Genomic DNA, 26,319 nt, shown 5'->3' on the forward strand with positions numbered 1-26,319 from the left:
TCTACTAAAATAATAATTTTATCATTAAATTCACTAACTAACTAGTATATAAGAAGACTCAGACCTATTTTAATTATTCATCTTCCGCTACTCTTTTTAATACTGTTCTTGGTTTACTTCCATCTTTTCCTGATATTATTCCTTTTTCCTCCAAAGAATCTATCATTCTAGCTGCTCTATTATATCCTATTCTCATTCGTCTTTGTAGCATTGATGCTGATGCTTGTCCCTCTTCTAACACAATTTTTATAGCCTCTCCTAAAAGCTCATCATCATCACTATTATCATTGGAAGATCCTTTTGTATGTGTACTATTTATAGCTTCAATAATTTCTTCTTTATAATCAACGGTTTCTCCTTGTGATTTTATATATCCCACAACTTTTTCAACCTCTTCCTCTGTTATAAATGCACCCTGAACTCTTATAGGCTTTGATTCTCCTACAGGATAATATAACATATCTCCTTTTCCTAATAACTTTTCTGCTCCAGATGAATCTAATATTGTTCTTGAATCTATTTGTGAAGATACAGCAAAAGATATTCTTGATGGTATATTAGCTTTAATAATACCTGTTATTACATCTACAGATGGTCGTTGTGTAGCTATAACTAAATGCATACCAGCAGCTCTTGCCATTTGTGCAAGCCTTGCTATATAATCTTCTACATCACCTGGGCAAACCATCATAAGATCTGCTAACTCATCAATTATTATAACTATCCATTGCATTTTATTTTCTACTTTTCCCTTTTCATAGAGTTCATTATATCCTTCTATATTTCTTACACCGGTTTCAGCAAATGTATTATATCTTTTTGTCATCTCATTTACTGCCCAATTTAATGCTCCAGCAGCTTTCTTCGGATTGGTAACTACTGGTATTAAAAGATGTGGAATTCCATTATACACATTAAGTTCTACTACTTTAGGGTCAACCATAAGAAGTTTAACATCATTAGGTGAATACTTATATAATATAGATATTATAAGGGTATTTATACATACAGACTTTCCTGATCCAGTAGCTCCAGCAATAAGTAAATGAGGCATCTTGGTAAGATCTGCTACAACGCAATTTCCACTTATATCTTTTCCTAACGCAAAAGCTAACTTACTTTTAGTATTCTTAAACACATCAGAATCAAGTACTTCTCTTAAGAATACCGCCGATGTAACCTGATTTGGTATCTCTATTCCAACAGCAGCCTTTCCTGGTATAGGTGCTTCAATTCTTACACCTTTTGCTGCTAAACTTAATGCTATGTCATCACTAAGATTTATTATTTTAGAAACTTTAACTCCTGCACTTGGTTGTAATTCATATCTTGTTACAGAAGGGCCTTTAGATACTTCTATAACCTTAGCATTTACTCCAAAACTTTTTAGTGTTTCTTCCAATTTTGCTGCACTGGCAAGTAATTCCTTCTTGTCATGCTTATTCATCTTTATAGCAGAATTTTCTTTTAAGAAACTAGTATCTGGTAGCTTATACTCTTCTTCTAGATAATTGTTTATTTTAGTTTCTAATTCCACACTAATATCTTCTGCAGACTCTTCATCTATATTTTGATTCTTTGTAGAAACTTCACCTTTAACTTCTTCAAAATTCTTTATCTTTATCCTATCAGTTTTATCTATACTATTAGCATCAATTTTAACTTCTTTTTCTTTATTATCTTTGATATTACTTTTTTCATCTTCCACCCACTTTTCACTTTTAGCAGGTTTTTTAGCAATTATATAACTAAATATTTCTTTTATACTTGTATCAAACATAACAATATAAGAAGTGAAATATAATAGTATCAAAAGTATGTAACTACCGACTTCACCAATAAAAGATCTAATTGGTGTCATCAATATATATGCTATCATTCCTCCATGAAAAAAAGATGTAGTATTAATAAAAGCTTTCACTCCTCCACCATTATAAAAACTTTCATAACTTATATCTGAAAATAATAATAAAGTAGTTGCAAAAAACATCATAAGTCCAATAAATCTTTTAGTAAAAACAACTTTTCCTTTACTTTTAATATATGTGTAACCTACAATGGATAATAATAAAGGTAATACTAATATCCCTAATCCAAATAAGGATCTAGTGATAATCATAGACCACTTTCCAAGTATCCCTGTAAAACTAGTATTTATATATGTAACAAGTAAAAACACACCTATTGCTATTAACGTAATTCCTAATAAATCACTATTTATCTTTTTTTGTTGCTGCTTTTTCTTTCTACTACTTTTATTCTGAACTTTTTTCTTTGACATGTTATCACCCCATTTTATAATTTTACACTATTAGACGAACACTTTAAATAAATAAAATAAAAAATTGAGATGTTTTTTAGTACTCGGTGCGCTAAAAAAGGCTCCCGCAATCAAATTTTTATTTGCTATTACGACAGCCTCTATATGTTCTTTATTAAATTTCTCTTCGTTTTTATAATAGCCCATTATTGTTAACATTCTACTTATACTTGCCTATTATTTATGATGTTCTTTGCCATCATCATTAGAATTTACATTCTCAGCTTTCTTATCAATTAAACTTTCAAGTTTATTCAAAGCATCACTTATTCCACCAACTTCATCTATTAATCCTAATTCTACTGCTTGTTCTCCTATAAGTATAGTTCCCATATCATTTAACAATTCATCTGTTTGCATCATAAGACTTGTTAAAGTATCTTTATTCATTTTTGATGTCCTTACAATAAAATCTGATATTCTTTCTTGCATCTTATTAAAATATTCGAATGTTTGTGGTGCTCCTATTACAAGACCATTCATTCTAACTGGATGTATAATCATAGTTGCAGATGGAGATATAAATGAATAATTAGCAGCTGTAGCTAAAGGAACTCCAATAGAATGACTTCCTCCTATTACAAGAGATACTGTAGGCTTGCTTATACTTCTTATCATTTCTGCTATAGCAAGACCCGCTTCCACATCTCCTCCCACAGTATTTAATATAATAAATACTCCTTCAATTTTATCATTAGTCTCTATAGATACTAATTGTGGTATACAATGTTCATATTTTGTACTTTTAGTTTGTGGTGGTAATACATTATGTCCTTCAACTTGACCTATAATAGTAATAAGGGCAATTCTATCTGACATTGAAGGTATCTTATCTGTACCATACTCTTTTACGTTTTCCTCTACCTTTTTTTCTTCAGCTAACTGAAGTTCTTTTTCCTTTTCATCCATAAACAAAAACCTCCTAAAGGTATTATTCCAACCTTAGGAGGTTTTATACTATTTAAAACTCTTCCCTATCCAAGTTAAATTCCCTATGCAGACAGTTAATAGCTTTTATAAGATCACAATCTCTTACAAGGCACCAGATAGTCATATGTGAATCAGCTGTTTGTAACACTTCTACTTCATTATCTGAAAGAATAGCAATTATTTTTGCCATTACCCCTGGTACTCCTCTCATTCTATTGCCAACGATGGAAATCTTAGAACAGGATTCCACTATAGTATATTCGAGATTTTCATTTTCTAAAATCTCTTCAATCTTTCTTTGATCTCTCATATCTATAGTAAAAATACTTCTTGCAGGAAAAATATTAATAAGATCTAATGAAATATCATTTTCAGCTATCTCATTAAATAGTTTATCCCAATGTCCTTTACCATCTTCTACTGTTACTTGAATTCTATCTTTCATATGAGTTATTCCAGATATTATTCCTTTTTTGCTTTCATCTACAGTAGCTTTTATTACTGTTCCTTTGCAATCTACAAGAGTATTCTTTATTATAAGAGGTATTCCTGCTTTCATAGCTACTTCTACCGCTCTAGGATGTATAACTTTAGCCCCTTGTTCAGCTAATTGAAACACCTCATTATATGAAATTTCATCTATTAAAGATGCTTTTTTAACAATTCTAGGATCTGCAGTCATTATTCCATCAACATCTGTATATATTTCTACTTTCTCCGCCTTTAGTGCCGCCCCTATTATTGCCGCTGAAGTATCACTTCCACCTCTACCTAAAGTTGTAAAATAACCTTTCTCTGTTACCCCTTGGAATCCAGCGATTACAGGGACTTTTCCTTTTTCTAATTGTTCTAAAATAAGTTTAGTATCTACTTCTAAAACTCTACTATCACTAAATTTATCAGTAGTTAATACGCCTGCTTGTCCTCCTGTTAATGGAATAGCATCTATCCCCTCTTCTAACAAGTCATTACTCATTACTACTGTAGATATTATTTCACCTGTACACATTAATAAATCTGTAGCTAATTTATTTTCTTCTTTAAATTCTTCAGTAACTAATGATAATAAAGTATCTGTAGCATAAGGTTCACCTTTTCTCCCCATTGCAGAAACTACTACTACTGGTAAAAATCCTTCTTTTATAGCTTCTCTAATATTTTTTATAACACTCTTTCGTCTATCTTTCGTGGAAACAGATGTACCACCAAACTTCTGTACAACAATTTTCATATTCATGTCATCCTCTTCTATATCGAAATTACTTTATAATTGTATAATATGATATTACACGAAATTACTATACTTTTCTATACAAAAAAATAAAAAGGCTTTCGCCCTTTTACTACTAATTATCATCTTGATTCTTTTCATTATCTGAATCTGAAAGTGCATCTTTTCTTGAAAGATTTATTCTTCCTTGACTATCTATTTCTGTTACTTTAACTAATATTTCATCATCTACAGAAACAACATCTTCTACCTTATTTACTCTATTTACGTCTAACTTAGAAATATGCACTAATCCTTCTTTTCCAGGTAATATCTCTACAAAAGCACCAAAAGTAGTGATTTTTATAACTTTACCTAAGTATATTTCACCAACTTCTACATCCCTAGTTAAGTCATCAATCATCTTATAGGCTTTATTAGCTCCTTCTGCTTCCGGTGAAGTAATAAATACCTTTCCATCTTCTTTAATATCTATTTTTACACCAGTATCTGCAATAATTTTATTGATAACTTTTCCACCAGGCCCTATTACATCTCTTATTTTTTCAGGATCTATATTCATAGTAAGCGTTCTAGGTGCATACTCTGAAAGTTCTTTACGTGGTTCTGGTATACATTCTTTAATTTTATCTAATATAAACAGTCTAGCTTTTCTTGCATCAGTAATAGCTGTTCTTATTACATATGGTGATAATCCAGCAATCTTAGTATCAACTTGAATTGATGTAATACCTTTTTCAGTACCAGCAACTTTAAAATCCATATCTCCAAAGAAATCTTCAATACCTTGAATATCAGTTAAAACTTCTTCCTCTGTTAAATCTTCATTTGTAATAAGCCCCATTGCAATTCCCGCTGCAGGTCTCTTAATAGGAACTCCAGCATCCAATAATGCTAATGTACTACCACAAACTGAAGCTTGAGAAGTTGATCCATTTGAACTTAATACTTCTGAAACTAATCTTATAGTATATGGGAATTCTTCTTCACTAGGTATTAATGGTGCTAATGCTTTTTCCGCTAATGCTCCATGACCTATTTCTCTTCTTCCTGATCCTCTAAGTGGTCTAACTTCACCAACTGAATATGCAGGGAAATTATAATGATGCATATATCTCTTAGATTCTTCTTCACCAAGTCCATCAATAACTTGAACATCTCCAATAGCACCTAATGTTGCCACTGTCATAACTTGAGTTAATCCTCTATTAAATAATCCTGTTCCATGAGTTCTAGGTAGTAATCCTACTTCACAAGAAATTTTTCTTATTTCATCAAAATTTCTTCCATCTGGTCTTCTTTTATCTACAAGCATCATATGACGTACTATTTTCTTTTGAGTGTTATAAACTACTTCCCCAATATCAGCTATATTATCTGGATATTTTTCATTAAACTCTTCAGCTATTTTAGCTTTAACTTCCTCTAGCTTAGCATTTCTTTCATCTCTATCTGTTATGTACATTGCTTCTTTAAGCATATCAAAAGAAAAATCTACTACTTCTTTTTCAAGATTTTCTTCAACTTTATACAGCTTTGGAACATCTTTTTCTTTTCCAAACTTTTGCATAGCTTCTTCTTGGAAATCAATTATTTTTTGTGCTTCTTTAAATCCATAATCGATAGCGCTGATCATAGTTTCCTCATCAATTTCATCTCCGCCAGCTTCTATCATCATAACTCTCTCTCTAGTAGCGCATACTGTTAAATCAAGAATACTTTCTTTTCTTTCTTCAGCATTAGGATTTAAAATAAATTTTCCATCTATTAACCCTACTGATACTGTACCTACTGGTGTAGTAAAAGGTATGCTTGATAAACATAATGTAAGTGAAGCAGCATTCATTGCTAATATGTTAGGTGCATTATCTTGTTCTACTGATAAAACTGTACATACCACTTGAACATCATTTCTATATCCTTTTGGAAATAATGGTCTTATAGGTCTATCAATAGCTCTAGCATTTAATATAGATCTTTCTGAAGGTCTTCCTTCTCTTTTTATAAATCCACCCGGTATCTTACCTACTGAATAAAATCTTTCTTCATATTCTATAGATAATGGGAAAAAGTCGATTCCGTCTCTTGGTTCCTCTGATGCATTAGCATTTACCATAATCACAGTGTCACCGTAACTAACCATTGTTGCAGCATTAGAAAGCATACCAATTTTTCCAAATTCAACTTTCATCTTTCTTCCTGCGATTTCAGTTTCTAATATGTGATTCATATTTACCCTCCTTCCAAAGGAACAATTTAGTATTTTTTGATATTTTTTAAAATAATAGAGCGGATTTCACCGCTCTAATTATAATTACTTTCTTAAGTTTAAAGCCTTGATGATAGTTCTATATCTTTCGATATCAACTTCCATTAAGTAGTTTAATAAACCTCTTCTTTGACCAACCATCTTTAAAAGACCTCTTCTTGAGTGATGATCTTTCTTATGAGTTTTTAAATGATCATTTAAGTGGTTTATTCTTTCAGTTAATAAAGCTATTTGAACTTCTGGACATCCAGTGTCTCCTTCATGTTTTCCGTAAGCTTTTATTATCTCTTCTTTTCTTGCTTTATCCATTGTATAAAACACCTCCAAAATTTATCCCCTTACTCTAAAGGACAACGTCGGTTACTCGTATACCTTCGAATAGGTTCTTATTAATTATATCAGAATAAAATATAGTTGTAAATTATATTTATCAGTATATTACTTCTTTTTCTGCAAATTTATAGTCTAATTTTAATCTCTCTTTTAATTCATCTATAGAATTAAATTTCTTTTCACTTCTTATCCTCTTAAAGAAGTATACTGTTATTTTTTCACCATATATATCTCTATCAAAATCGAGAATATGCGTTTCTACAGTTAAATTATTACCATTTACCGTTGGATTATACCCTATATTAGTTATACCTTTATAAAATTTTTCACATACTTTTACCTTAGTATAATATACTCCACCTTTAGGTATAATTTTTTCTTCATTAATAGTTATATTGGCAGTAGGAAACCCTATTGTTCTACCTATTTTCTTTCCTTCAACTACGACACCTTCAATAGAATACGGTCTTTCTAAATAATTAACAATTTCTTCTACTTCTCCATTATATAGTTTGTTTCGTATTAATGTAGATGATATAACCTCATCATTATATGTAACTCCATCTACTACTATAACCTCAAAACCATACTTACTACCTAGTTGCTTTAACAAATTAGTATCACCAATATTCTTATATCCAAATCTATTATTAAAACCTACTACAATACCTTTCATATCATAATGTTCTATCAATTTTTTTATAAAATCTTCTGGAAGAATTTTCATATAATCTTTATCAAAGGTTGCAAAATTTACTATGTCGATTCCTAATTCATCTAACATAGAAATTTTACTTTCTAATGTCATAATTTTTTTAGTATCATTTTTTTCTTTAATTATATCCCTAGGATGATTCTTAAAAGTATATACCATAGATTTCACATGATACTGATTACTAAGTTTTTTTAGAGTATTTATAATTTTTTTATGTCCTCTATGTATACCATCAAAACTACCTAGCGCTATAAATGTAGGTTCTCTAAGATACTGATAAAAGTTATCATACATAACCTTCATATTATAACCCCCTTTAGAGAAAAAGTTTCTCTATCTTGAATCCTATTGAATCCTTTAATCCTAACCCTATAAATAAATCTTCTACATAGACTCTATATAATATTCCTTCTTTTACATTTCCGATTAATCTTGGATTTCCTATCTTAACTCCATTAACAAGAAGCTTCTTAGCTTCCTTGGTGAATCTTTTTTCAGGATATTTCTTCAGTGAATCCTCTATTGATATGATTTTATCTTCAATTGAATTTTCAATTTCTCCAAGAGTATATGAATTAGAAATATTAAAAGCTTCTCCACTTTCAACTCTTTCTAAACTTGTCATTATAGCTCCTGTTCCTAAACCTTCTCCTATATCATCGATTAATGTTCTAATATATGTTCCTTTTGAACATTTAACTTTAAATCTAACATATGGGATTTCAATACTTTCTATATCAATATTATATATAGTAATAGTTCTCCCATCTCTATGAACTTCTTTTCCTTCTCTTGCTAATTCATAAAGTCTTTTTCCATTTACTTTGAGAGCAGAATACATTGGTGGAACTTGAACTATTTCTCCTATAAATTTTTCAAATTCTTTTCTTATTTGCTCTTCATTGCAACTTACAGGTTTCTCAGATAAAATCTTTCCTTCACTATCTAGAGTATCACTTTTTAATCCTAACTTCATTTCAGCTCTATAAACTTTATAATCACCCATTATATAATCTACTAATTTAGTTGCTTTACCAATACAAATAGGAAGTACTCCTGTTGCCATTGGATCTAATGTTCCAGTATGCCCAACCTTACCTGTTGCAGCTATTTTCTTTATTTTTCTTACTACATCAAACGAAGTCATTCCTGACTCTTTATATACATTTATTACACCGTTTATCATATCTTTAACTCTTTTTCTATAATCTTTAGTAACAGTTCTTCAGATTCATCTATAGATTTCATTATTCTTGCCCCTGATGCTCTTACATGTCCGCCACCGCCAAAATTTTCTGCAACTTTTCTAACATCTACTATATTCTTTGATCTAAGGGATACTTTTGTTCCTTCTTCTCCTTCTTTAAGAAGAATCATTACATCTACTGACCCTATCTTCATTCCAATATTAACAATATCTGATGTATCTTTATCTTCGATAGCAAAGTCTTCAAAATCTTTATCTGTTATTTTTATAATTCCGACTTTTCCATCTAAAGTTAATTTTAATGATTCTATAGCCCTGCCCATAAATTTAACTCTATTAAATTCTTTATTATCAAATATTTGTCTATGGATTTCTGAAAAATCTATACCTGTATCTAATAATTTTCCTGCTATATTATGAGTACGACTAGTAGTATTGGAATGTCTAAAAGAACCAGTATCAGTAAGAAGTGATGTATACATACATTTCGCCATATCTTTAGTTACTTCTATATTCATAGCTTCAAGAATCATAAATACTATCTCCCCCATACTAGAAGATTTAGTATCTACGTAATTTAAGTCACCATATAAATCATTTGACATATGATGATCTATGTTAATTAAAGTATAATTTCTTTCACTTAATTTTGAATTTGTATTTACTCTTTCTAAATTGCCACAATCTAAAACTATTAAAATATCAGTACCATCTTTAACAACATCACAAGTGCTAGTTATCTCATCAGAATATGGTAGAAATTTAAATGTTTTTGGCATATCTTCTTTACATACTATATATACTTCTTTCCCAAGAGTTCTTAACCCTTGTAAAAAAGCCAGTGATGACCCTAATGAGTCACCATCTGGAGATGTGTGAAAGCTCAAAGCAATTTTTGAGCTTTCATTTATTTTTTCTATGATTTTATTCATGATTTTCTTTCTCCTTTATTTTTGAAAGTAACGAATCAATATGCAGTGCTCTATTAATTGAGTTATCTAATTCAAAAATAAGTTCCGGAGTATTTCTAAGTTTAACTGCTGAGCTTACTTCTTTTCTTATAAATCCAGCAGATTTTTTTATAACTTTTAATGCTTCAATTGTCTTTTCTTCTGACCCAAAAATAGATACGAAAACTTTCGCATACTTAAGATCCTTAGTCACTTCAACTGCAGTAACTGATATCATTACATCTTTAAGTCTTGGGTCCCACATTTTATTCATTATAATATTAGAAATTTCTTTTTTTATCTCTTCGTTGATTCTTCCACCTCTATAATTTGCCATTTCCATTCCTCCTATAGTGAAGAAGGTTTTATTTCTTCCATTGTATAGGCTTCAATAATATCTCCTTCTTTTATATCATTGAACTTTTCTATAGTTAATCCGCACTCATAGTTTTGTGCAACTTCTTTAGCATCATCTTTAAATCTCTTAAGTGATGATAAAGCTCCATCAAAGATTACTATTCCATCTCTTACTACTCTTACAGATTCATTTCTAACAACCTTACCACTAGTTACATAACATCCAGCTACAGTTCCCACTGAAGATATTTTATATGTCTGTCTTACTTCTGCAGTTCCAAGAACTACTTCTTTGTATTCAGGCTCTAACATACCAATCATAGCTGCTTTAACATCATCAATAGCATCATAAATAATTCTGTATGTTTCCATATCAACTTTTTCTTTTTCAGCTATTGCAACAGCATTGCTATCTGGTCTTACATTAAATCCTATTATTATTGCATTTGATGCAGCTGCTAATGTTACATCTGTTTCACTTATAGCACCAACTGCACCGTGAATAACTCTTACCTTAACAGCATCAGTAGATAACTTCTCTAAAGATTGACTAAGTGCTTGAACTGATCCTTGTACATCAGCTTTAACAATAATTGATAATTCCTTAACTTTACCTTCTTGAATTTGGCTGTATAAATCTTCAAGAGATACTTTATTAGTATTTAGGTAAGCACTCTTAGCTGCTTCTTTTCTTTCTTCAGCCATATTTCTAGCAGTCTTCTCATCTTTAACTACTTCAAATTTATCCCCTGATACTGGAACTTCTGAAAGACCTAAAATTTCAACTGGTACTGAAGGACCTGCTTCTTTAACATTTTTACCCTTATGATCAAACATTGCTCTTATTCTACCATAAGTATTTCCTACTAAAATTGAATCTCCAACATGTAATGTACCATTTTGAACTAGTAATGATGCTACTGCACCTCTTCCTTTATCCAACTTAGCTTCTATTACTGTACCTTTTGCTTCTCTATTAGGATTAGCTTTTGCTTCTAACATTTCAGAAGTTAAAAGAATCATTTCAAGTAAGTCATCTAGCCCTTGTCTTGTTTTAGCTGATACTGGTACTGATGCAACATCTCCACCCCAATCTTCTACTAAAACACCTTCTTCTGCTAATTCTTGTTTTACTCTATCAATATTAGCACCTGGTTTATCAATCTTATTAATAGCTACTACTATTGGAACATTTGCAGCCTTACAGTGATTTATAGCTTCTTTTGTTTGTGGCATTATACCATCATCTGCTGCAACAACAAGTACTACTATATCTGTAACTTGTGCTCCTCTAGCTCTCATAGCAGTAAATGCTTCATGTCCTGGTGTATCAAGGAATGTAACCATTTCCCCATTAACTTCTGCCATATATGCACCAATATGTTGAGTTATTCCACCAGCTTCTCCTTCTGTTACTTTAGCACTTCTTATAGCATCTAAAAGAGATGTTTTACCATGGTCAACGTGACCCATTACAGTAACTACTGGAGGTCTCTTAACAAGATCTGCTTCATCTTCCTCATCCATAGTATCTTTTTCTATTACTTTTTCTTCTTTTCTAACTACTAAAACAGTTAATCTATCTGCTAGCTTTTCTGCTAATTTTTCTACAGTTGCAATATCAATCTCTGCATTTATAGCAGCCATAACTCCCATAAACATAAGTTCTTTTATTACTTCTATAGATGGCATCTTTAACATTTCTGATAATTCTTTTACTGTAATAGTATCTTCCATCTCTATTACAACTTCACCACTACTATTTTCTTGTTCATCTGATACAGATTCTTCTCTATTTTTGTTTTTATTTCTGTTCTTTTTAACTTTTATAGAATCGTTTAGCATTTCTTCATATTCATCAACTAAACTTTCCCTTTTTTCTTTCTCTTTATTTTTTTCTTCTTCAATTAAATCCTTTATAAGTTCTGCTTCTTCATCTTCAATAGCACTCATATGATTTTTAACTTCAATACCAAACTCACTGGCTAATAATTCTATCAGTTCTTTACTTTGAACATTTAATTCTTTTGCTAATTCATATATTCTTACTTTTGACAATAAGATACACCTCCATTAATTACTTTCTTCTATATTCAGTTCTAAAAGTCTATCGCCTATCTTCTTGTCTAAGATACCTATAATATTTATTTCTTCTCTTCCTAAAATAGCTCCTAGCTCTTCTTTGCTATAATCTTCGATAATAGGCACTTTAAATTTTTCACAATATACCTTGAACTTTTTCTTTGTATTATCTGATGATTCTTTAGACATAATTACTAAAGATAATTTCTTTAGTTTAATAAATTCCTCTGTCTTATTATATCCTTCACATACATTTCCTGATCTCTTTGCTATACCAAGAAATTGTATAAATTTATTCTGCATCGATTATCTCCTTCTTTAATGCCTCATATATATCATCTGTAAATTTAGTTTCTAGATTTCTCTCTAATCTTTTAGACTTAATAGCCTTCTCAAGACACTCTGCATCATTGCATATATATGCCCCTCTTCCTGGTTTTTTACCAACTAAATCTATAGAAACTTCACCTTCTTTATTTCTTACTACTCTAATAAGTTCTTTTTTAGGTTTCATTTCCATACAACCAGTGCACATTCTTTTAGGTATTTTTTTAACTTTCATAAAAATCCACCTACTTTTATTCTTCTACTTTTTTACTTTTTATATCTATCTTCCAACCAGTTAACTTAGCAGCAAGTCTTACGTTTTGACCTTCCTTACCAATTGCTAATGATAATTGACTTTCATCAACAACAACTACTGCTTCTTTATTTTCTTCATCTGTTATAATTACTTCCAATACATTTGCAGGAGATAACGCATTTGAAATATATTCTTCTGGTAGCTTACTCCATTTAATTATATCTATCTTTTCATTTTTTAATTCATTAACAATATTTTGTACTCTAGTTCCTTTAGGACCAACACAAGCACCCATTGCATCTACATCTTCATCATTAGAATAAACAGCAATTTTTGTTCTAGAACCTGGTTCTCTAGCTATAGACTTAATTTCAACTGTTCCATCATATATTTCTGGTACTTCTAATTCAAATAATCTTTTAACTAAATCCTTATGAGTTCTTGATACAACTACTTGTGCACCTTTTGTTGTATTTTTAACTTCTACAACATATAGTTTTATTTGTTCATTGAACTTATAATCCTCACCTGGAATTTGTTCATTTGGTCCTAAAACAGTTTCTATTTTATCTAAATTTAATAAAATAGTATTTTTATCTTTTCTAAGTACTGTTCCTGTTATTAAGTCATGTTCTTTTTGAATATAATAATTATATATATTAGCTCTCTCAGCTTCCTTGATTCTTTGAATAACCACTTGTCTTGCTGATTGTGCAGCCACTCTACCAAAATCTTTTGGAGTAACTTCAATATTAACTACTTCACCAATTTCATATCTTGGATCTATTTGTTTAGCATCTTCAAGGGAAATTTCACAAACATCATTTTCTACATATTCAACTATATTTTTTCTTGCGTAAATATGATTTTCTCCTGTCTCCCTATTTATTTCTATAACAACATTTTGATTTCCTTCACCATTTTTAGATGAATAATTTTTCTTATATGCTGCAATTAATGCATCCTCTAAAGTAGTAAATATAAAATCTTCACTTATCTCTTTACTCTTAGCAATTTCTTTTAATGCCTCAATAAACTCTGCATTCATTTTTTTACCTCCTTAATTCTCCCCACTAAAACTAAAGTTATTTAAATTAATTATTTTTATCTTTTCTCTTGGAACTTCTAAATTCTCACCATCTACACTTAAAATAACATTATTTATATCAAAAGATTTTAATATTCCTGTAAATTTCTTTTTACCTTTGAATACACTCTTAGTTTTTATATCAACTTGTTCTCCTGTATATCTTTTTAAATGTTCATCGGTAAATAATGTTCTAAAAATTCCTGGAGATGAAACCTCAAGAAAATATTTATCTTCTATAGGATCATTTTCATCCATTAATTCGCTTACCCTACGACTAACCATTTCGCAGTCACTAAGGCCTACACCACCATCTTCTTTATCTATGTAGATTCTTAAATAATTTTCGCCTGCTTCTTTTACATACTCAACATGATATAAAATATATCCTCTTTCTTCTACTATTGGTTTAACTAAATCAGTGATTCTTTGTAAAAATACATCTCCGTTCATATTTATCCCTCCTTACTATATAGCATTTACAAAAACCCTATAAATATTTAACAAACAAACAAAAGAGCGGGATTACCCACTCTTTATGTCATAACTTATATTCGTTTTTATTATTTCCATAGTAACACATCTATAAACAAATATCAACCCTTTTACTATTTATAGACTAAATAGTGATAATTGGTTAGTATCTGGAAGTCCTTCTAAGCATCCATGTTCATCTAATGTTTCAATAACTGTTTTAGATACTTTAGCTCTATTTCTTAGATCTTCTTTAGAAATAAATTCTCCATCTTTTGCGGCTTCAAATATACTTTTTGCAGCATTTTCTCCTACTCCATTTAATGCGCTTATAGGCATTCTTATACTATCATCTTCTATAATAAACTTATTTGCATCAGATTTATATATATCCACTTTTAAGAATTTTATACCCCTCTTATACATTTCATAACATATTTCAAGAGTTGTAAGCAATCCTTTATCTTTTACAGAAAGTTCAGCAGAATTATTAAATTCATCTATTTTTGCTTTTATAGTCATTTCACCTTTTATTATTAAATTACCATCAAAATCATCGCCTCTTACTGTAAAATAAGTGGCATAATATGCCCTAGGGTAATATACCTTAAAATACGCAATTCGAACTGCCATCATACAGTAAGCTACTGCGTGCCCTTTAGGGAACATGTATTTTATTCTTTTACAAGATTCAATATACCAATCAGGAACATTATGCTCTCTCATTAGTGCTTCATTTTCTTCTGATAACCCTTTACCTTTTCTTACCTTCTCCATTATATTAAATGCTTCTTTCGGCGGAAGTCCTTGGTATATTAAATACACCATAATATCATCTCTTGTAGCAATACAATCTTTAAGTGTTGTATATCCTTCCTTTATAAAGTACTGAGCATTATTAAGCCATACATCTGTTCCATGAGATAGTCCTGATATTCTCACTATATCAGCAAAAGTATGTGGCTGAGTATCTACAAGCATTTGTCTAACAAATTTAGTACCAAACTCAGGCAATCCATAACTTCCCACTTCACATTCTAATTCCTCTCTAGTTAATCCTAAAGCTTCTGGTGATGTAAACAAACTCATAACTTTAGGATCCCCAAGAGGAATAGATTTAGGATCTACTCCTGTTAAATCTTGCAACATCCTTAGTACCGTAGGATCGTCATGACCAAGTATATCTAATTTTAATAGTCTTCCACTTATAGAGTGATAATCAAAATGAGTAGTTACAATATCTGAAGTTGGATCATCTGCAGGTCTCTGCACTGGTGTAAAGTTATAAATTTCATTATCTGCAGGTACAACCATTATTCCACCTGGATGCTGCCCTGTTGTTCTCTTAACCCCTGTACATCCTTGCGATAATCTTTCTATCTCTGCTGATGAAACAACAATCTCCTTTTCGTCTAAATACTTTTTAACAAACCCATATGCTGTTTTATCTGCTATAGTACCAATTGTCCCAGCTTTAAAAGTATGTCCTTCTCCAAATAATACTTCACAATATTTATGAATATCACCTTGGTTATCTCCAGAGAAGTTAAGATCTATATCTGGCTCTTTATCACCTTCAAATCCTAAGAATGTTTCGAAGGGAATATCGTGTCCATCCTTATTGAGTATTGCTCCACACTTAGGACATTCCTTATCTGGCAAATCTGCTCCTGAAGCTACAGAACCATCATCAAAAAAGTGAGAATATTTACACTCTGGACATACATAATGAGGTGGTAATCCATTAACTTCTGTAATCCCTGACATAGTAGCTACAAAGGAAGATCCAACAGAGCCTCTAGACCCAACTAAATATCCATCTGAATATGATTTAGCCACTAGTTTCTGTGCTATAAGATACAACACTGCATATCCATTATTTATAATAGAATTTAACTCTTTATCTAGTCTCTTTTGCACTATATCCGGTAAGTTATCTCCATATATTGAATGAACCTTATTTAAAGTCATTTCTCTAAGTTCTTCCTCAGCACCATCTATTTTAGGTGGAAAAGTCTCATCTGGAATGGGCTTAATAACCTCAACAATGTCCGCAATTTTATTAGGATTTTTTATAACTACTTCATAAGCTTCATCTCTACCTAAATAACTAAATTCATCTAACATTTCATTAGTTGTCTTAAAATAAAGTGGTGGCTGATTTTCAGCATCAGAAAATCCTTTACCAGCCATTAGTATTTTTCTAAATACACTATCTTCTGGATCAAGGAAATGTACATCTCCTGTTGCCACTACAGGCTTATTATATTTTTTACCTAAATTATATATTCTTTTATTAATTTCTCTAAGCTCATCAGCATCTTTTACTATACCTTTCTCAATCATAAACTCATTATTACCAACTGGTTGTATTTCTAAGTAATCATAGAAAGATATGATTTTTTCCATTTCCTCATCACTTCTGCCGAGCATAATCTCTTTATATACCTCACCAGCTTCACAAGCTGAACCAATCATCAGACCTTCCCTTAAAGAGGAAATTACTGACTTAGGCATTCTAGGTGTCCTAAAGAAATACTTTAAATTTGACTCTGAAATAATCTTATATAAATTTTTACATCCCAATTGATTTGTTGCAAAAATAATTATATGATGACTAGGTAACTTTTTCACATCAGTATTACTTATATACTTATCGTTTAAGTCATTTAAAGAAATTATATTATCTTCTTTTAATACCTTAAAAGAATGTAGTAATATTTCTGCTGTAGCCTCTGCATCATCTACAGCTCTATGATGATTTTCTAAAGAAATTCCAAGATGTTTACAAATTAAATTTAATTTGTATCTCTTTAAATCTGGATATAAAAATTTACTTAATGGAATTGTATCCATTATCCCATTATCAAAAGTTATACCTAAATCTTTATAATTTTTCTTTATAAAAGATGTGTCAAAAGGAGCATTATGAGCCACTAAAATAGTACCTTTAGTAAATTCTCTAAACTTTTCCAAAACCACATCAATAGTATCAGCATCTCTTACCATATCATCAGTTATTCCTGTAAGCTCTATTATTTTTGCAGGGATACTTACCTCAGGGTTTACAAAATGAGAAAATCTATCTACTATACTACCATTTTTAACTTTTACGGCACCAATCTCTATTATCTTATCATTAATTGATGAAAAGCCCGTAGTTTCTATATCAAATACTACAAATTCACTATCAATGGTCTCATTTCCAGGATTAATTACAATAGGCTCCCCATCATTTACAACATATCCCTCTACACCATATATCACCTTTATATTATTTTTCTTAGCGGCATCCATAGCTTCTGGAAATCCTTGAACTACGCCATGATCTGTCAAAGCAATTGCTTTATGTCCCCATTTTGCTGCTCTTTCTACTAACTTGCTTATAGGAGTCATACCATCCATAGCACTCATTGTACTATGGAGATGCAATTCTACCCTCTTTTCTGTTGATGTATCCATTCTCTCTACCTTTTTAGAAAGATTTATATCTCTACAAGAAACAGTAACTTCTCTTGCAAAGGAATCGTAGGCAGCTTCACCTCTTAATATAAGATGCATACCTTTCTTTATATTTTCTAATAACTCATCAGCGGTATCTCCTTTTGGAAATACCTTTACTATAATTGATGATGTATGGTCTGTTACAAATAAAGAGATTATTTTTCTTCCAGCTTTAGTTTCAAAAACATCAATTTTGAATAAATCTCCTTTTATCGTTACATAACCAGATCCCATATTTATATCTGCAATCTTAGTTATTTCTTCAACAACAATCTTTTTACCATATAAAGTATTTTCATCTTTTGGTTCACTCTTACGTCCTTTTTGCATATATGGATTTGAAGGTTTTTCTTTACTTTGAGTATTTTCTTTACTCTTATTTTCCTTTTTCAATTCTCCTGCAGATTTTATAACCTTAGATATAATTTCTCTGCTTTCCTCTTCCCTATCCTTTATATAAATTTCCATAGCTTTCTCATCAAAACTAAAAGAAAAACTAGTATTAACTCCAAATAACTCTTTTGCTTTTTCTTTTAAAAATAAATCAATCCTATTATCCTGCAAATATTGAAATATAAACTTACTATCAACAATAAGTTTAACATCATCATCATTAACTACTTTTTCACAGCAACTTAAAGCCCTATATAATACTTTCTTTTTTTCCAAAGTTAAATGTATAAAATCACTCCAGTAGTTATTTGTCAATTGATCTAATGTTATGTTACTAAGATCTTTAGAATATAGAACATCACAATCATCAAATATTCCTATATTCTCTATAACTATTTTTTTTACAGCATATACCACAGTATCATCTATATCATCTTTACCTTTTAATAATACTCTTAGGCGCTGGCTCTTTTTTAAAAATTGAAACTTACTTACCTTGATATTTAATGCTTTTAAAATTTTATCTTCATCTATTGCTAAATTAACTTTTTCAACCAGCCTTTCCATACCTCTCCTCCATTTGTAAATCTATAGAGCTTCTATCTCCTTCATTAGTTCATCTACCAATTCTTCTTCTTTACATTTCTTTACTATTACACCTTTTCTAAAGATTATACCCTCTCCTTTTCCTCCAGCAATACCAATATCTGCTTCTCTTGCTTCTCCTGGACCATTTACTACACATCCCATTACCGCTACTTTAATATCCTTATTCACAGCTGCTAATTTTTTCTCTACTGTATTAGCTATTCCTATTAAGTCTATCTCTGTTCTCCCACAGGTCGGACATGATATAAATTCAAGGCCACCTTTTCTAATTTCAAGAGCCTTTAACACTTCAATAGCTACCTTAACCTCTTCTGTTGGATCTCCTGTCAAAGATACCCTAAGAGTGTCTCCAATTCCTTCACTTAATAATGCACCTAATCCTACTGATGACTTTATAGTTCCCCTAAAAGGTGTACCTGCCTCTGTCACCCCTAAATGAACAGGATAATTACTTTTTTCTGAGAATAATCTATAAGATTCTATCATCATTTTTACATTAGCAGATTTTATAGATACAACTATATCATCAAAATTCACATTTTCTAGCATTTCTATACTTTTTAAAGCACTTTCCACCAATGCTTCAGCTTTTACTGAACCATACTTATTTAATATATCTTTTTCTAAAGATCCTGAATTTACCCCAACCCTTATTGGAATATTTTTCTCTTTAGCTGCTTTTGCAACTTCTTCTAGCTTCCACTGAGCTCCTATATTTCCTGGATTAACTCTAAGCTTAGCAACACCATTTTCTATAGCCTTTAATGCTAATCTATAATCAAAATGAATATCAGCAACTATAGGAATATCAATATTAGATGTTATAATTTTCAAAGCTTCCGCTGCCTCCATATCTGGAACAGCACATCTAACTATATCTACTCCCGCTGCTCTTAAAGATCTTATTTGCTCTAAAGTCTTATCTGCATCTCTAGTATCGGTATTTGTCATAGATTGTATTGAAATAGGAGCATCTCCCCCTATATATAAATTCCCAACTTTAACTTTCTTAGTAATTCTTCTTTCCATTCTATTCACCTTTATATTAATTATTTTTATTTTAAAATCAATTGTATATAAAATTATATAGTTTATTTACTATAAATTCAAATCATAATATAATTCACAATTCCCAATTCACAATTTGCAATTGTTGTTAATTTTCCCCTGTGGGAAAAATATTATAGTCCTGCGGACAGCAAAGTATTTTCATATTTACTATAGATTCAGAAACTTTAATCCAATCTTCATGAAAGTGCAACTTTCATTATGGCAATATATTTATGTGTTTTACACGTATATATAACTATTATAATTAAGTGTTGTTTTTTGATACGATACTATAAAAATACTTGTCCTATGTAATCACCTCATTAAAATTACCACCACTTAACTATAACAGATATTAATATCAACATAACCATATATATGATTACAAATATTAATCTATCAGCTACATGAAGGTGCAACCTTCATTAGCCCCCTGTAATGTCCCCTCTAGCAAATGTAACTAACTTAAGAAAACTAGTCTAATCTACACCCCTAACTTAAGCACTTACAATTCAAGAAATTCCGCAGGAATTTCCTCCTTCACTGTGCACTGTGCACTGAATCTACGCACTAAAAAAGCTGCCACATTCTCTCTGCGACAGCCTCTATTCATCCTGTTTCTATATTATTGTAAACTTACAGGAAAAAATATATCTTTTATTGTAACTAGTAACATGAGCCCCATGAGAATTGCAAATCCAACACTGGTTATCTTCTGTATAGTTTCAATTCTAAATCTCTTACCTGTTATAAGCTCTATTAAGTATATTGTTGTGCTACCACCATCTAATGCAGGAAATGGAATAAGATTAAATATTGCTAGTTGAAGACTTATTACTGCTACTAAATATAATAAATTTATCCACCCTGCTTGTGCTGATTCTACACTAAGTCTTACTATTGTAACTGGCCCACCAAGATCAGTTTTGAAATTTCCATGACCAGTTACTAAATTTCCAATTGTTTTAAAAGTAAGTTTAGTAAATGATATCATTTGATTTCCAGCCCTTGTGAAACTTTCTCCTACAGTTAAGTTTCTTGCAGTCTTAAATGTAATTCCCATGATATATTTATCTTGGTCTTTATCAAAAGTAGGTTTTATAGTAAACTCTTTAACTTCATCACCACGCTTTACCTCAATATTTATATCTTCCCCATTATTTTTAGAAAGCTGATCTTGTAAATCTTCATATATTTTTATACTAGTTCCATTAATTTTTGTTATAGTATCTCCTGATAAAACACCTGCTTCTTTTGCTGGTGAAGTTTCTGAAAAACCGTTAATTTCTAAAGAAGGATATCCTCCAATATTAAATGTTACAACAGTCAACAATAATAATGCTGTTACTAGGTTCATAAACGGCCCTGCAACGGCTATAAAAATCTTCTTCCAAGGATGCTTAGTAAAATGTGAATCTTTTTCATCTATCTCATCATTCATTCCATACAATTGGACATAACCACCCATTGGTATCCAACCTATTGAATATTCTGTTCCGCCCATAACCTTGGTAAAAAGAGGTCTACCAAAGAAAATAGAAAATTTCTCTACTCTTACTCCAACAAGCTTTGCTGCAACTAAATGACCTGCTTCATGAATAAGAATCAAAAAGCAGAATGCTAACATAGCTTTTAATATATTTAATACTACCAAAAAATCACCCCTTAATATGTACTTAATAAGTATTCTCTAACTTTTCTCTCAGTTTCTAATATATTATCTATAGTTACTTTAGAAGTAAACTCTATAGTATTTAAAGCATCTTCTATAAGATCTGTAATTTGAAGAAACTTAATTTTATCTTTTAGGAATAAATCTACTGCTACTTCATTAGCAGCATTTAAAATAGTAGGAGCATTTCCTCCCTTTTTTCCTATCTCATATGCTAATGCTAAGTTCTTAAAAGTCTCCATATCTGGTTCTTCAAAAGTTAAGGTATTATACTTAAATAAATTTAAGTATTCTGTAGATCCTTTCACTCTATTAGGATAAGTAAAAGCATAATGGATAGGTAACTTCATATCTGTACTAGCCATTTCTGCCAATATACTACCATCAACATACTCTACCATAGAATGAACTATACTTTGTGGATGTACTGCTACCTTAATTTTATCCATCGGCATATCAAAGAGCCATTTCGCTTCTATAACTTCTAATCCCTTATTCATCAGTGTAGCTGAATCTATAGAAATCTTCGCCCCCATAGACCACTTAGGATGTTTTAATGCTTCATTTTTAGTTACATTAATTAAATCCTCTCTTTTTTTACCTCTAAAAGGTCCTCCTGATGCAGTAACAATAATGCTTCTTACAGCTTTTTTATCTTCTCCATTAAGACATTGAAAAATAGCATTATGTTCTGAGTCTACAGGTATTATTTTAGCATTATACTTTTTAGCTTCCTCCATAACTATCTCACCACCAACAACTAGAGTTTCTTTATTGGCTAGTGCTATAGTTTTTCCTTTTTTTATAGCTTCTAATGTTGGCACTAATCCTATCATACCAACTACTGATGTCAAAATTATGTCACTTTCATCTATTGTAGCTACTTTTATAAGTCCTTCTATTCCGTATGCTACTTCTATAGACTTGTCATATTCAACACAAAAATTCTTAACTTCTTCAAAAGCTTCTTTCGTATACATTGCTACAATCTTAGGATTAAACTCTTTTATTATTTCAATAACCTTTTTTACACTAGTATTAGCTGATATACCTAATAAGTTAAACTCTTCTCTGTTATCTCTTATAACTTCTAAAGCCTGAGTACCAATTGACCCAGTAACCCCCAATATACATATGTTTTTCATTATATTTTTACCTCTTTTTCATATATTTCTTTTGCTACTACTATACATAATGGACCTATAAACAAACCTAATGCACCAAAAATATTAAATCCAATATATATAGATATTATTATCGATAAAGGATGTATAGATAAAATATCGCTAATAAATTTCGCTTCTAATATCTGCCTAATAATTTCTAATAATATGTACACAAAAATTAGACCAATTACAACAAAGGTTTTTCCCATCATTATTTCCTTGGAAATTAAAAATAAGAAAACTATAAATGTACCTATATAAGGTAATATATCTAATATACCACATATAACTCCAAACACCACAGCATTATTAATACCTAATATATAGAAACTAATTATTGTTATTATTGTAGTTAATAATACTAACTTTATTTGTATAGTTATTATAGAATATATTTTTAAAACTATATCTAAAACATCCTCAAAAATATTACTTGGAACTAATTTCTTTGCAATTTTTAATATAGCATATTTATCCTTTAAAATAAAGTACACAGTAATATTAGCTATAAAGTATGATAATAAAAATTCAGAAGTATACTTTATTCCCTTCGTTACTACCATTACATTTAGAAACTCATTGTATAGACTAGTTATAAATTTGCCCATATCTCTTATATCGATACTTGTTAGAGCAAAAACTTTATCTCCTATGGCTTTAATTTCTAAAATTGCATCCTTATTTTGTACAAAAGAATAAAATTCTCCTGCAATAAAATACGAAATCATAACTATTATCATAACTATTGATATATTTACTATAAATAACGTCAATATCGCATTTATACTTCTTGACATCATTGTAAAACTATTTAATTTGCTATTTAGCGATAATGATAGAAATAATAAACATAATATAAAAATTGCTGGTGGAAAATACATTTTTAGCAATAGAGTAAATATACATATAATTAATACAATTATTCCAATAACCTTTATTTCATCTTTTACTAATTTCACTAATACCCCCATAATGAAATACTATCATTATATATATATTAGTTAAGTTATAAATTTAGATATATTTATTTAAAACAGTGCACTGACATCTCCCTGTGCCTTGTGCCATCATACTTGTGCCCTGCTTTTTCTTCTATCAAACTTACTGAAAAAAGCTGCCACACTCTTCGTGCAACAGCCTATTAATTAATTTTATATACCTATTATGTATGTTAAATAATAAAATATTACTACTGCTGAAAATAAAATAGAATCAAATCTATCTAATATTCCACCATGTCCTGGTATCAAATGAGAATAATCTTTAACTTCTGAATATCTCTTTATACTTGATGCCGCTAAATCACCAAATTGTGAAAATACTCCTGCTATTGCAGCCATAATAACATAATGATATAGTTGTATATTCACATGACTTTTTATAATAATTCCAAATACTAAGCAAAAAATTACTGCTCCTAAAAGTCCTCCAATAGATCCTTCTATTGTTTTCTTTGGACTTACCTTTGGACATAATTTATGCTTTCCAAATAATCTTCCACTATAGTAAGCAAGAGTATCACATCCCCAAGATGCTAAGAATACAAGCCATAATAAGAATCTACCACCTTCTTTATAGCTTATCTTACTTATAAATGAGAAAAATACTGATACATAAATAAAACCTAAAATAGTTACTGCTACATCAATATAATTGTACTCTGGCTTTATTGCTGGTATACACATTAAAACCATAGTAACTAAAAATAATATAATTGCAACTTGTTCAAATTCTATATTGTTTAATAATAAATAGTATACAATAGTAGCTATATAACCAACAATTTTAAATGGTTTAATTTCTCTCTTCTCTACAACTGAATAAAATTCATAAAGTCCCATAACTGAGGCTACTAATAATAAATATTTTAAAGGCTCTCCACCTAAAAATAAAAATATTACTATCGGCGCTAATATAAGTGCACCTAAATATCTATTATTCATAAAATTTCACCTATTTAACCTTTCCAAATCTTCTATCTCGATTTTGATAATCAAAGATAGCTTCTACAAGATTTTGTTTTGTAAAGTCAGGCCATTTAACATCAGAGTACCAAAATTCAGAATAAGCACATTGCCATAATAAGAAATTAGATAATCTTTGTTCTCCACTTGGTCTTATTATTATGTCTGGATCAGGCATACCTGATGTATATAAATATTTTTCTATCATTTTTTCATCTATATCATCAACTTTTATTTTATTCTCTTCTACTAATTTTGCAATTTCCTTAACTGAATTAACTATTTCAACTCTTCCACCATAATTTAACGCTAAATTTAGTGTAAGTCCTGTATTATTTTTTGTTTTCTCATAGGCTTTGTTTAATTCTTCATGACAAACCTTTGGTAATTTTGATATATCTCCTATAGAGTTTATTACTACATTATTTTTATTTAATTCTTCAAATTCATTTCTAAGATATTGAACCAATAGTTTCATTAAAGTATCTACTTCTTCTTTAGGTCTAGCCCAATTTTCAGTAGAAAAAGCGTATAGTGTTAAATACTTAACTCCTAGTTCGCTACATTCTTTTACGATTTCTCTTATTGTTTCAACTCCTGCCTTATGACCATAAGTCCTTGGCATATTTCTTTCTTTAGCCCATCTTCCATTCCCATCCATAATTATAGCTATATGTTTAGGAATATTGCTCATATCTAATTGCTTTTCTTCAATTTTGCTAATGGTATTTTTTTTAGTAAATAACTTAAACATTCATCCACCCACTCACCTAAGCTTAATAAATATCTAATAAAAATTAAGCTTAGATGAAACTTACTTGCTCACCTAAGCTTAATGTCTCATAAAATAAATTATCTTATACCTTCATAACTTCTTTTTCTTTTGCATCTATGATGGATTCAATTTCTTTAACATATACATCAGTCTTCTTTTGAATTAAATCTTCTGCTGATTTTAATTCATCTTCAGTTATAGCATTATCTTTCTTTAATGCCTTAACCTTATCATTAGCATCTCTTCTTACTGATCTTATAGCTACCTTCGACTCTTCTCCATACTTTTTAACTTTTTTAACTAAATCTCTTCTAGTTTCTTCAGTTAATTCTGGAATCATTAATCTAATAACAGATCCATCATTATTAGGATTAAGTCCTAAATCAGATGTTAATATTGCTCTTTCAATATCCTTTAGAGAACTCTTATCCCATGGAGTTATAAGTAGCATTCTTGGTTCTGGTGCTGATATATTAGCAACTTGATTTATAGGTGTCATTGAACCATAATACTCCATTTGTATTCTGTCAAGCATAGTTGGGTTTGCCCTTCCTGCTTTTAAAGTAAGTAAATCTTGTTTTAAAACACTAACAGTTTTCTGCATTTTTTCTTCTGCAACAGCAATAATATCCTTAACCATACAATTCA

22 protein-coding genes are annotated in these 26,319 nt (G+C 30.2%); all 22 read right to left on the minus strand.

Annotation, left to right across the window (positions count from 1 at the left end):
• Positions 1-73: 73 nt before the first annotated feature.
• A complete protein-coding gene (locus CM240_RS08370) occupies positions 74-2,281 on the minus strand; it encodes an FtsK/SpoIIIE family DNA translocase (protein WP_044038302.1) in 2,208 nt (735 codons plus the stop codon).
• A 216-nt stretch (positions 2,282-2,497) separates the two neighbouring features.
• A complete protein-coding gene (locus tag CM240_RS08375; protein WP_044038304.1) occupies positions 2,498-3,229 on the minus strand; it encodes a ClpP family protease in 732 nt (243 codons plus the stop codon).
• A 52-nt stretch (positions 3,230-3,281) separates the two neighbouring features.
• Complete coding sequence (gene dapG / locus CM240_RS08380; RefSeq protein WP_044039838.1) at positions 3,282-4,481, minus strand: aspartate kinase; 1,200 nt, start codon at positions 4,479-4,481, stop codon at positions 3,282-3,284.
• Positions 4,482-4,596: 115 nt separating this feature from the next.
• Positions 4,597-6,711 (minus strand): polyribonucleotide nucleotidyltransferase, encoded by a 2,115-nt coding sequence (locus CM240_RS08385; RefSeq protein ID WP_044038306.1) that lies wholly within the window; start codon positions 6,709-6,711, stop codon positions 4,597-4,599.
• Positions 6,712-6,795: 84 nt separating this feature from the next.
• Positions 6,796-7,059: a 30S ribosomal protein S15 gene (gene rpsO / locus CM240_RS08390; RefSeq protein ID WP_044038308.1), complete on the minus strand. Its 264-nt coding sequence runs from the start codon at positions 7,057-7,059 to the stop codon at positions 6,796-6,798.
• A 121-nt stretch (positions 7,060-7,180) separates the two neighbouring features.
• The gene (locus CM240_RS08395) at positions 7,181-8,101 is read right to left on the minus strand and encodes a bifunctional riboflavin kinase/FAD synthetase (RefSeq protein WP_044038310.1); all 921 of its coding nucleotides are present in this window, start codon (positions 8,099-8,101) and stop codon (positions 7,181-7,183) included.
• A 13-nt stretch (positions 8,102-8,114) separates the two neighbouring features.
• The gene (gene truB, locus CM240_RS08400) at positions 8,115-8,981 is read right to left on the minus strand and encodes a tRNA pseudouridine(55) synthase TruB (protein WP_044039840.1); all 867 of its coding nucleotides are present in this window, start codon (positions 8,979-8,981) and stop codon (positions 8,115-8,117) included.
• Entirely contained in the window at positions 8,981-9,937 is a 957-nt protein-coding gene (locus CM240_RS08405; RefSeq protein ID WP_044038312.1) for a DHH family phosphoesterase, read from the minus strand. Before CM240_RS08405 ends, truB begins: the two co-directional genes overlap by 1 nt.
• Positions 9,930-10,292 (minus strand): 30S ribosome-binding factor RbfA, encoded by a 363-nt coding sequence (rbfA, locus tag CM240_RS08410; protein ID WP_044038314.1) that lies wholly within the window; start codon positions 10,290-10,292, stop codon positions 9,930-9,932. The genes CM240_RS08405 and rbfA overlap by 8 nt, the downstream gene beginning before the upstream one ends.
• An 11-nt stretch (positions 10,293-10,303) precedes the next feature.
• Complete coding sequence (gene infB, locus CM240_RS08415) at positions 10,304-12,370, minus strand: translation initiation factor IF-2 (RefSeq protein WP_044038316.1); 2,067 nt, start codon at positions 12,368-12,370, stop codon at positions 10,304-10,306.
• A gap of 15 nt (positions 12,371-12,385) precedes the next feature.
• A complete protein-coding gene (locus CM240_RS08420; protein WP_044038318.1) occupies positions 12,386-12,697 on the minus strand; it encodes a ribosomal L7Ae/L30e/S12e/Gadd45 family protein in 312 nt (103 codons plus the stop codon).
• Complete coding sequence (gene rnpM, locus CM240_RS08425) at positions 12,687-12,956, minus strand: RNase P modulator RnpM (protein WP_044038320.1); 270 nt, start codon at positions 12,954-12,956, stop codon at positions 12,687-12,689. Before rnpM ends, CM240_RS08420 begins: the two co-directional genes overlap by 11 nt.
• Before the next feature lie 16 nt (positions 12,957-12,972).
• Positions 12,973-14,025 (minus strand): transcription termination factor NusA, encoded by a 1,053-nt coding sequence (gene nusA / locus CM240_RS08430; RefSeq protein ID WP_044038322.1) that lies wholly within the window; start codon positions 14,023-14,025, stop codon positions 12,973-12,975.
• A 12-nt stretch (positions 14,026-14,037) separates the two neighbouring features.
• Positions 14,038-14,517, minus strand: a complete 480-nt coding sequence (rimP, locus tag CM240_RS08435; protein ID WP_044038324.1) for a ribosome maturation factor RimP — start codon at positions 14,515-14,517, stop codon at positions 14,038-14,040.
• 159 nt (positions 14,518-14,676) lie between these two features.
• Positions 14,677-19,002, minus strand: coding sequence for a PolC-type DNA polymerase III (locus CM240_RS08440; RefSeq protein ID WP_044038326.1), 4,326 nt, complete (start codon positions 19,000-19,002; stop codon positions 14,677-14,679).
• A gap of 21 nt (positions 19,003-19,023) precedes the next feature.
• Positions 19,024-20,073 carry a flavodoxin-dependent (E)-4-hydroxy-3-methylbut-2-enyl-diphosphate synthase gene (gene ispG, locus CM240_RS08445; protein ID WP_044038328.1) on the minus strand — a complete coding sequence of 350 codons (1,050 nt, stop codon included), beginning with the start codon at positions 20,071-20,073 and terminating at the stop codon, positions 19,024-19,026.
• Positions 20,074-20,719: 646 nt separating this feature from the next.
• Positions 20,720-21,748 carry a M50 family metallopeptidase gene (locus CM240_RS08450; protein WP_044038330.1) on the minus strand — a complete coding sequence of 343 codons (1,029 nt, stop codon included), beginning with the start codon at positions 21,746-21,748 and terminating at the stop codon, positions 20,720-20,722.
• An 11-nt stretch (positions 21,749-21,759) separates the two neighbouring features.
• Entirely contained in the window at positions 21,760-22,911 is a 1,152-nt protein-coding gene (locus CM240_RS08455; protein WP_044038332.1) for a 1-deoxy-D-xylulose-5-phosphate reductoisomerase, read from the minus strand.
• Positions 22,911-23,891: an AI-2E family transporter gene (locus CM240_RS08460; protein ID WP_051483766.1), complete on the minus strand. Its 981-nt coding sequence runs from the start codon at positions 23,889-23,891 to the stop codon at positions 22,911-22,913. The genes CM240_RS08455 and CM240_RS08460 overlap by 1 nt, the downstream gene beginning before the upstream one ends.
• A 192-nt stretch (positions 23,892-24,083) precedes the next feature.
• Positions 24,084-24,875 (minus strand): phosphatidate cytidylyltransferase, encoded by a 792-nt coding sequence (locus tag CM240_RS08465; protein ID WP_044038336.1) that lies wholly within the window; start codon positions 24,873-24,875, stop codon positions 24,084-24,086.
• Positions 24,876-24,885: 10 nt separating this feature from the next.
• Positions 24,886-25,650: an isoprenyl transferase gene (locus CM240_RS08470; protein ID WP_044038338.1), complete on the minus strand. Its 765-nt coding sequence runs from the start codon at positions 25,648-25,650 to the stop codon at positions 24,886-24,888.
• A gap of 103 nt (positions 25,651-25,753) precedes the next feature.
• Complete coding sequence (gene frr / locus CM240_RS08475) at positions 25,754-26,311, minus strand: ribosome recycling factor (protein WP_044038340.1); 558 nt, start codon at positions 26,309-26,311, stop codon at positions 25,754-25,756.
• Positions 26,312-26,319 lie beyond the last annotated feature (8 nt).

It is taken from the genome of Clostridium bornimense (assembly GCF_000577895.1).
GTDB lineage: Bacteria > Bacillota > Clostridia > Clostridiales > Clostridiaceae > Clostridium_AN > Clostridium_AN bornimense.